We start from the raw sequence: 5429 nt of genomic DNA, 5'->3' as shown, positions 1-5429 counted from the left end.
ATCCGTCCCCCCGCCTTTGTTTTCGTTTTCGGGGTTTGGCGGGCGCGCGCGCCCGGGCCCCGCGCAATTCGGGGGGGGGCGGGGCCGGGGCGGGGGGGGGCCGGGGGCCCGGGCCGCCGCACGGAGCACCGCCCATGCACCGGCCGCGCCCACCGCGTACCAGAGCAGGTCCGGTGCGTTGAACGTCGAGCCGAGCACCAGCCGGGCCGCCGTGCTGTGCGCCGACAACTCCGCCGGTACGCCCGTGAGCTGCGCGAACTCCACCGCCCAGCTCACCGCCAGCGCCGTGACGGCCACCACGAGCGGCCGCGCGCGGGGCGCACAGAAGGCGACGAGGGCGCAGACCAGCACCGTGTAGAGCGCGCTCCCCGCGTACTTGGCGAAGGCGCCGTCCGCTCCGGCGCGTTCGGCCAGGCCCGCGCCGACGGTGACGACGGCCGCCACCGCCGCGACCGCGCGTGCCGTGAGATCACGGGTGGGCCGCGGCGGGGCAGGGGGTGTGCTCATGAGCGAGGGCTTGGGCGGGGGCTTACGGGTGTCACGCCCCGCGTCGGGAATGGACGCGGGCTCTGTCGGCTTCTCCATCACATCGCTAACCTGTATCAGCTCGTGGTCTATACCAGCTACCCGCTCCACCCGTGATCTTCGAGGAGGCCGTCATGCCGCACCGCGTCGTCGTCCTGGCCCTCGACGGAGCGCTCCCCTTCGAACTGGGCATCCCCCAGCGGATCTTCGGCCGCTCCCTCGGTACCGGGTCCGGCGGCCGGGGCAGGAAGCTGTACGACGTGGTGACCTGCTCCATCCGCCCGCCCGGCCCGGTCCGGACCGACGCGGACTTCTCCGTCCTCGTGGAGCACGGCCCGGAGGCTCTCGCCACCGCCGACACGGTCGTCGTCCCCGCCTCCTACGAGCTGGGCCCGGTCTTCGAGGAGGGCAGGCTCACCGAGGAACTGGCCGCCGCGCTCGCCCTGGTCCGGCCCGGCACCCGGATGGTCTCCATCTGCACCGGCAGTTACGTCCTGGCGGCGGCCGGATACCTCGACGGCCGCCCCGCCACCACGCACTGGTCGTCCGCCGACCACTTCCAGCGGACCTTCCCGCAGGTCCGCGTCGACCCGGACGTCCTGTTCATCGACGACGGCGACGTCCTGACCTCGGCCGGGGTCGCCGCCGGGATCGACCTCTGTCTCCACCTCGTGCGGCGCGACCACGGAGCGGCCGTCGCCAACGAGATCGCCCGCCGCACGGTCGTACCCCCGCACCGGGACGGCGGGCAGGCCCAGTACATCCACCGCCCGCTCCCCGAACCGCAGTTCGCGACCACGACCGCAGCCCGGGCCTGGGCGCTGGCCCGCCTGGAGCGGCCGATCCTGCTGCGGGACATGGCGGAGCAGGAGGCCATGAGCGTACGGACGTTCACGCGCCGCTTCCGCGAGGAGGTGGGCATCAGCCCCGGCCAGTGGCTGACCCAGCAGCGGGTGGAGCGGGCCCGGCATCTGCTGGAGTCCACGGACCTGTCCATCGACCAGGTGGCCCGGGACGCGGGCTTCGGCACGGCGACCTCACTGCGCCAGCACCTCCAGGCGGCCCTGGGCGTGCCGCCGAGCGCCTACCGGCGTACGTTCCGGACCTCGGCGGACACGGTCCGCTGAGGCCCGGGGCCGTCAGCCCCGCCGCGCCACCAGGTCGTCGAGTTCGGCCGCGAAGAGCCGGCCGGGGTCGAAGCCCATGCCCGCGAAGTGACCGGCCAGCTCCAGGGACAGCACGCCGTGCAGCCGGGTCCAGAACGTGAGGGCCCGGTGGAGCGCGGCGGACGGAGCCGGGTGGTCACCGGCCCAGTCGCGGTGACCCTCCAGGTGGGCGGCGAACGGGATGGCGGGCGCGTCCGGTTCGAGGGCCTTGCCGGCGGCCGGTTCGAGGTTCGTGCAGGCCGTCAGCAGGTCGGCCATGATCTCCTGCGAGATGCCGGTGATCTCCTCGGGCGCGTGGTAGCCGGGGACGGGGGTGCCGTAGATGAGGAAGTACCGGTGCGGGTCCGCCAGGGCCCAGTCGCGCAGGACGTGCGCGAGGCCGGCCAGGTCCGCACCGTCTGCGGCGGCCGCGTGGACGGCGTCGGCGAGGCTGCGGTACGCGTCCCGGATCAGCTCGGTGATCAGCTCGTCGCGGCCGGCGAAGTAGCGGTAGAGCGCGGGGCCGCTGACCCCCATCTGCTTGGCGATGGCGTTGAGGGAGAGCGCGGAGGCGCCGGCCTCGGCGACCTGCTTCCAGGCGTGTTCCTTGATCTCCGTACGGACCTGGGCGCGGTAGCGCTCGCGCGGGGTCGCCGCACCCGTCGCAGCACCGGTTTTCGAGCCGGTCTTCGCCTTCGGCTCCGCCATGGTCGCCACCTTCCCCGGCCCCGGAGGTACCCGCAAGATACCCACTCAAAGTTTCGTTAGAAGGTATCACGAAAACGGTTGACCCTTCAGGCAGGCGTGCGTTACAACTTCTAACGAACGCAGCAACTTCTATCGATGGGTTCCCGCCATGTCCCGCGTCCGTACCGCCGCCGCCCTGTTCACCGTCCCACTGATCGTGGCCGGCGCCCTCTCCGCCGCCACCGTGCCCGCCGGGGCGACGACCCGCCCCGCGGAGTCCCTCACCTGCCGGGGCGAGGGCGTCGACGCAGGGGCCAAGGTCCGCGCCCGGACCGAGACCGTGATCGACGCGCCGCTCAGCACCGTCTGGAAGCTCCAGACCGACGTGGAGCGCTGGCCGGGCTGGCAGATCCACGTCACGAGCATGGACCGCCTCGACCACGGCCCCTTCCGCCCGGGTTCGGCGTTCCGGTGGACGACCCCGATCCCGCCGACCCCGGCGACGCCCGCCACCAGCCTGGACATCACCTCCACCGTCGAGCAGGTGAAGCGCGGCTCCTGCATCCGCTGGACCGGCCCCGCCGTGGGCGAGGGTCTGCACATCGACGGCGTACACGTCTGGACCTTCACCCCGGTCAGGGGCGGCGTCCTCGTCCGCACCGAGGAGACCCACACCGGCGAACAGGTCGACGCGAACGTCCCGTACGCGACCGAGATCCTCCAGCAGGGCCTCGATGCGTGGCTCGGCGAACTGAAGACCGCCGCCGAGGCCCGGCCGTGCTGACCCCGTGACCGACTCAGAAGACCAGGACCCCCCGGGCCACCCGCCCGTGGTGCGCGTCGTCGGCCGCCTTGGCGAAGTCCTCCACCGGGTACGTCTCGGTCACCAACTCGTCCAGCAGCAGCCGGCCCTCCCGGTAGAGCTCCGCGTACAGGACGATGTCGCGCTGCGGCCGCGAGGAGCCGTAACGGCATCCCAGGATCGACTTGTCCAGGTACATCGAGGAGACGGTGAACGACGCCTCGGCGCTCGCCGGCGGGACGCCGAGCAGGATCGCCTGGCCGTGCCGGTCCAGCAGGTCGATCGCCTGGCGGATCAGCTCGGTGCGGCCGACGCACTCGAAGGCGTGGTCGGCCCCGTCCGGGAGGATGTCGCGCACCCCCTCCGCGCTCGTCAGGAAGTGCGTCGCGCCGAACTGCCGGGCCACCGTCTCCTTCGCCGGGTTGCTGTCGACGGCGAGGATCGTCAACGCGCCCGCGAGCCGGGCTCCTTGGAGCACGTTGAGGCCGATGCCGCCGGTGCCGATGACCACGACGGTGTCGCCGAGGCCGACCTTCGCCCGGTTCAGGACGGCCCCGACGCCGGTGAGCACCCCGCAGCCGATCAGGGCGGCGGAGGTGAGGGGCAGATCGGCCGGGATCTTCACGGCCTGGACGGCGCGCACCACCGTACGTTCCGCGAAGGCGGAGTTGGAGGCGAACTGGAACAACGGCTTCCCGCCCCGCGAGAACGGCCGCCCGGGCCGCCCGATCGCCTTGCGGCACATGGTGGGCCGGCCCCGGTCGCACTGGGCGCACGCCCCGCAGTTGGCGAGGGTGGACAGCGCGACATGATCACCGGCCCGTACGTGCACGACCCCGGGCCCGACCGCTTCCACCACGCCCGCGCCCTCGTGGCCGAGCACGACGGGCACCGGGAAGGGGATCGTGCCGTCGATCACCGACAGGTCGCTGTGGCAGAGCCCGGCGGCGGCGACCGCCACCAGCACCTCGCCGGGGCCCGGGTCGCGTATCTCCAGGTCGTCGACGACCTCGGTCCGCGTGCCGTCGAAGACGACGCCTCTCATCTCGGCTCCCTCGGTAGGCCGAGCACCCGCTCGGCGATGATGTTCCGCTGGATCTCGTCGGAGCCGCCGTAGATGGTGTCGGCCCGGCTGAAGAGGAACAGGTGCTGTGCGTCGTCGAGTTCGTACGGGCGTTCCGCCGCCCACGGCTCGGGGCCGACCGCCCCCGCCTCGCCCGCGACCGCCACCGCCAGCTCCCCCAGCCGCTGGTGCCAGCCGCCCCACAGCAGCTTCGCCACACTGGGCGCGCCCGGGTCGCCGGTGGCGCCGAGGGTGCGCAGGGCGTGGTGGCGCATGGTGTCCAGCTCGGCCCACTGGCGGACGAGCCGGGCCCTGATGACCGGGTCCTCGGCGGCCCCGCTCGCCACGGCGGCCGCGGCGACCCGGCCCAGCTCCTCGGCGAACCCGATCTGCTGGGCGAGGGTGGAGACCCCGCGCTCCAGGGCGAGCAGGCCCATGGCGACCTGCCAGCCGTTGCCCTCCCCGCCCACGGTCTCGGTGGCCCGGGCCCCGTCGAAGAACACCTCGTTGAACTCGCTGGTCCCGGTCAGCTGCCGGATCGGCCGCACCTCGATCCGGCCCGGCTGGTCCATGTCCAGGAGCAGGAACGAGAGCCCGTGGTGGCGGGTGGAGCCGGGGTCGGTGCGGGCGAGGACGAAGCAGAAGTCGGCGTCCAGGGCGAGCGAGGTCCAGATCTTCTGCCCGGTGACGGTGTAGCCGCCGGTGCCGTCCGGGGTGGCCGTGGTCCGTATCCCGGCGAGGTCGGAACCCGCGCCCGGTTCGCTGTATCCCTGGCACCAGAGGCTCTCGCCCCGGGCGACGGGGGGCAGGTGGCGGCGCTTCTGCTCCTCGGTGCCGTACGTGATGAGGGTCGGGGCGAGGAGGTTCTCGCCGATGTGGCCCATCCGGGCGGGGGCGGTGGAGCGGGCGTACTCCTCGGCCCAGACGACCTGCTCGGGGAGGGTGGCGCGGCGGTTGCCGTACGTCTCGCCTTCGCCGGGCCAGCCGATGCCGATCCAGCCGGCCTTGCCCAGCTCGCGTTCCCACGCGCGGGGGTCGGGGGCGGGGGTGTCGGTGAGGTGGTCCGCCAGCCAGGTGCGCACCTCGGTACGAAAGTCCATGCGTGCCTCCTGTTCCTGGGGGCTCCCCCCCCCCCCCCCCCCCCGCCGCCAAGACCGCCGGGGGGGGGGGGGGGGGGGGGGGGGGGGGGCGCGGCGCCCGCCGGCCC

The 5429-nt window shown here is 73.5% G+C and carries 5 protein-coding genes and 1 pseudogene; 2 read left to right on the top strand and 4 right to left on the bottom strand.

Annotated features, from left to right (window positions below):
* Nucleotides 1–108 precede the first annotated feature (108 nt).
* Nucleotides 109–507: pseudogene (locus JS521_RS29980) on the bottom strand (ribosomal maturation YjgA family protein); the annotation flags it as partial.
* Nucleotides 508–659: 152 nt separating this feature from the next.
* Between JS521_RS29980 and JS521_RS29975 the strand changes: the two are divergent.
* Nucleotides 660–1652 (top strand): GlxA family transcriptional regulator, encoded by a 993-nt coding sequence (locus tag JS521_RS29975; RefSeq protein ID WP_205086080.1) that lies wholly within the window; start codon nucleotides 660–662, stop codon nucleotides 1650–1652.
* A gap of 12 nt (nucleotides 1653–1664) precedes the next feature.
* Here JS521_RS29975 and JS521_RS29970 read toward each other — a convergent pair whose 3' ends face one another.
* A complete protein-coding gene (locus tag JS521_RS29970; protein ID WP_205086078.1) occupies nucleotides 1665–2378 on the bottom strand; it encodes a TetR/AcrR family transcriptional regulator in 714 nt (237 codons plus the stop codon).
* A 148-nt stretch (nucleotides 2379–2526) separates the two neighbouring features.
* On the opposite strand from JS521_RS29970, the gene JS521_RS29965 reads away from it, so the two are divergent.
* Nucleotides 2527–3141: an SRPBCC family protein gene (locus JS521_RS29965; protein WP_205086077.1), complete on the top strand. Its 615-nt coding sequence runs from the start codon at nucleotides 2527–2529 to the stop codon at nucleotides 3139–3141.
* Nucleotides 3142–3154: 13 nt separating this feature from the next.
* Here JS521_RS29965 and JS521_RS29960 read toward each other — a convergent pair whose 3' ends face one another.
* A complete protein-coding gene (locus JS521_RS29960; protein ID WP_205086076.1) occupies nucleotides 3155–4204 on the bottom strand; it encodes a Zn-dependent alcohol dehydrogenase in 1050 nt (349 codons plus the stop codon).
* Nucleotides 4201–5322: an acyl-CoA dehydrogenase family protein gene (locus JS521_RS29955; RefSeq protein ID WP_205086075.1), complete on the bottom strand. Its 1122-nt coding sequence runs from the start codon at nucleotides 5320–5322 to the stop codon at nucleotides 4201–4203. The genes JS521_RS29960 and JS521_RS29955 overlap by 4 nt, the downstream gene beginning before the upstream one ends.
* Between the last annotated feature and the right edge of the window lie 107 nt (nucleotides 5323–5429).

The organism is Streptomyces durocortorensis, assembly GCF_016901035.1.
In the GTDB taxonomy this organism is placed as follows: domain Bacteria; phylum Actinomycetota; class Actinomycetes; order Streptomycetales; family Streptomycetaceae; genus Streptomyces; species Streptomyces durocortorensis.
Note: the sequence above shows the minus strand (reverse complement) of the source record. Positions and strands in the feature narration are given on the sequence as shown.